This window comes from Streptomyces sp. NPDC030820 (assembly GCF_055572075.1).
The window spans coordinates 759,793-763,214 of record NZ_JBVIEB010000003.1 but is presented as its reverse complement, the minus strand read 5'-3'; the positions used below and the strand labels follow the sequence as shown (position 1 = coordinate 763,214).

General features: G+C 69.9%; 3 protein-coding genes. 2 read left to right on the top strand and 1 reads right to left on the bottom strand.

The features are described 5' to 3' along the window. A partial coding sequence (locus tag ACZ418_RS11840; RefSeq protein ID WP_468360724.1) for a transposase occupies positions 1 to 411 on the top strand: 411 nt, incomplete at its 5' end. Positions 412 to 419: 8 nt separating this feature from the next. Here the strand turns inward: ACZ418_RS11840 and ACZ418_RS11835 are convergent. Continuing rightward, positions 420 to 1,937 (bottom strand): sugar ABC transporter ATP-binding protein, encoded by a 1,518-nt coding sequence (locus ACZ418_RS11835; protein ID WP_468360721.1) that lies wholly within the window; start codon positions 1,935 to 1,937, stop codon positions 420 to 422. Between the two features lie 272 nt (positions 1,938 to 2,209). On the opposite strand from ACZ418_RS11835, the gene rhaI reads away from it, so the two are divergent. Then, on the top strand, positions 2,210 to 3,370 hold the full coding sequence (gene rhaI, locus ACZ418_RS11830; RefSeq protein ID WP_468360718.1) for an L-rhamnose isomerase: 1,161 nt from the start codon (positions 2,210 to 2,212) through the stop codon (positions 3,368 to 3,370). Positions 3,371 to 3,422 lie beyond the last annotated feature (52 nt).

Sequence of the window (3,422 nt, the reverse complement as noted above, 5' to 3'; positions counted from 1 at the left end):
GTCGACGTGCACCCTGACGGGGCCCTCATCCGCAGCCTGCCGGGGATGGGGGCCACCCTCACCGCCGAACTCATCGCCGCGGTCGGCGACATCCGACGCTTCTCCAGCGGCGATGCCCTCGCCGCAGCCTCCGGCCTGGCGCCCGTGCTCACCCAGTCTGGAAAGATCCGCTACTCGCGCAGCGCGACCGGCGGCGACAAGGCCCTCAAGCGGATCTTCTACCAGTCGGCCTTCTGCGCGATGCCGAACCACCCACCGTCCCGGGCCTTCTACGACCGCAAGCGAGCCGAGGGAAAGCGACATCACCAGGCACTCATCGCCCTCGCCCGACGCCGCGTCAACGTGCTCTACGCCATCCTGCGCGACCGCCGGCCCTACCAGGACCGACCACAACTCAGCCTCGTGGCTTGACTTCAGCATTAGGCAGCGGCCCTCCCGGTGGCTGCGGCCATCACGGTTTCCTCGGTGGCTTCGGCGCGGGGGATCTCGGCGGTGAGCCGGCCCTCGTGCATGACGAGCACGCGGTCGGCCATGCCGAGGATCTCGGGCAGGTCGGAGGAGATCATCAGCACCGCCACCCCGTCGGCGGCGAGCTGGGACAGCAGCCGGTGCACCTCCGCCTTCGTACCGACGTCGATCCCGCGCGTCGGCTCGTCCACGATCAGCACCTTCGGGCCGGTGGCGAGCCACTTGGCGAGGACGACCTTCTGCTGGTTGCCGCCGGACAGGGTGGAGACGGCGTCGGCGATCCTGGCGTACTTCACCTGGAGCCTGACGGCCCAGTCGAGGGAGCGGCTGCGTTCCGCCCCGCGGTCCATCAGCCCCGCCCTGACGGTCGTACGGAGACCGGTGAGGCCGATGTTGCGCTCGATGGACATGCCCATCACCAGGCCCTGGGCGCGCCGGTCCTCCGGGACGAGGGCCAGCCCCGCCGCCATCGCCGTGGACGGGGCGCCGTTGGTGAGCCTGCGCCCGGCGACCTCGACCTCGCCGGCGTCCCAGCGGTCGATGCCGAAGACGGCCCGCGCGACCTCGGTGCGGCCGGCGCCGACGAGTCCGGCCAGGCCGACGATCTCGCCGCGCCGCACCTCGAAGGAGACGTCGGTGAAGACGCCCTCCCGGGTCAGGCGCCGGACGCTCAACGCCACCTCGCCCGGCGTCACGTCCTGCTTGGGATACAGCTCGTCGAGCTCGCGGCCGACCATGCGCCGTACCAGGTCGTCCTCGGTCATGCCGTCGATCGGCTCGCTGGAGATCCAGGCGCCGTCCCGCAGTGTGGTGACCTTCTGGCAGATTTCGAAGATCTCCTCCAGCCGGTGCGAGATGAACAGCACCGCCGCGCCCTGTTCCCGCAGGGTGCGGACGACCCCGAAGAGCCGTGCCACCTCGCTGCCGGTCAGGGCGGCCGTCGGCTCGTCCATGATCAGTACCCGGGCCTCGAAGGAGAGCGCCTTGGCGATCTCGACGATCTGCTGGTCGGCGATGGACAGACCACGGGCCGGCCGGTCGGGGTCGAGTTCGACACCGAGGCGCTTCATCAGGGCCAGGGTCGCGGCATGCGTGGCCTTGTGGTCGATCCGGCCGAGGGCCCGCTTCGGCCGGCGGCCCATGAAGATGTTCTCGGCGATCGACAGGTCGGGAAAGAGCGTGGGTTCCTGGTAGATCACGGCGATCCCGGCGTCGCGGGCGTCGCCGGGGCCGTGGAACGCGACGGGGCGACCGTCGAACAGCACCTGGCCGGCGTCCGGTCGGTGCACCCCGGCGAGGGTCTTGATCAGCGTCGACTTGCCCGCGCCGTTCTCGCCGGCAAGGGCGTGCACCTCGCCGGGCAACAGCTCCAGGGAGACGCCCCTGAGGGCGCGCACGGCACCGAAGGACTTGGAGACGCCCTTCAGCGCCAGCACCGGCGTCGGCCCCGTGTCAGGCGGGTGGGTCATGTGTGTCTCCTCGACGACACCGGCGGGAGCACCCGAGGCCACCACCGCGTCGTGAAAGGTTTCAACTGGATTGCCGGGACCGTAGGCACGGCGGCCGGGGCGCGTCAATGGGTCAGGGTCGAAAAAGTTTCGATAGCCGAAGGCCGCGGCAGGATCACGGACGACAGGGTTGGTCGGAGCGCTTGACACCCTTCCGAAGGGGTCCTAGCTTGCGGAGCTGAATCGTTTCACGACGCTTCGTCGTTACGACCGACATCACCAGGAGTCACGCAGTGACCGACCTCGCCGCGGTGAAGGCCGCGCTCAAGACCCAGGCCGTCGAGACGCCGTCGTGGGCGTACGGGAACTCGGGAACCCGTTTCAAGGTGTTCGCCCAGCCGGGCGTACCGCGCGATCCCTGGGAGAAACTGCAGGACGCGGCGAAGGTGCACGAGTTCACCGGCGTGGCCCCCACCGTCGCCCTGCACATCCCGTGGGACAAGGTCGAGGACTATGCGGCGCTGGCCAAGTACGCCGAGGACCGCGGGCTGAAACTGGGGGCGATCAACTCCAACACCTTCCAGGACGACGACTACAGGCTCGGCAGCATCTGCCACGCGGATCCGGCGGTACGGCGCAAGGCGCTCGATCATCTGCTGGAGTGCGTCGACATCATGGACGCCACGGGGTCCAGGGACCTGAAGCTGTGGTTCGCCGACGGCACGAACTACCCCGGTCAGGACGACATCCGGGCGCGGCAGGAGCGGCTGGCGGAGGGGCTGGCCGAGGTGTACGAGCGGCTCGGGGACGGGCAGCGCCTGCTGCTGGAGTACAAGTTCTTCGAGCCGGCCTTCTACTCCACCGACGTCCCGGACTGGGGCACCGCCTACGCCCACTGCCTCAAGCTCGGCGACAGGGCCCAGGTCGTCGTCGACACCGGCCACCACGCGCCCGGCACCAACATCGAGTTCATCGTCGCCACGCTGCTGCGCGAGGGAAGGCTGGGCGGGTTCGACTTCAACTCCCGCTTCTACGCCGACGACGACCTGATGGTGGGCGCGGCCGACCCCTTCCAGCTCTTCCGGATCATGTACGAGGTGGTGCGTGGGGGTGGGTTCGGGCCGGACGTCGCGTTCATGCTCGACCAGTGCCACAACATCGAGCCCAAGATCCCGGCGATCATCCGCTCGGTCATGAACGTCCAGGAAGCCACCGCCAAGGCCCTGCTGGTCGACCGGGAAGCGCTCGCGCTCGCCCAGCGCGAGGGTGACGTGCTCGGGGCGAACACCGTGCTCATGGACGCGTACAACACCGATGTACGGCCGCTGCTGGCCGAGGTGCGGCAGGAGCTGGGGCTGGACCCCGACCCGATGGCCGCCTACCGCCGCTCCGGGTGGGCCGAGAGGATCGTCGCGGAGCGCGTCGGCGGACAGCAGGCGGGGTGGGGGGCCTGAGGCGGGCTGCGGCCTGAGGCGGGGCGCCGCGTGAGGCGAGGCGCCGCCTGAA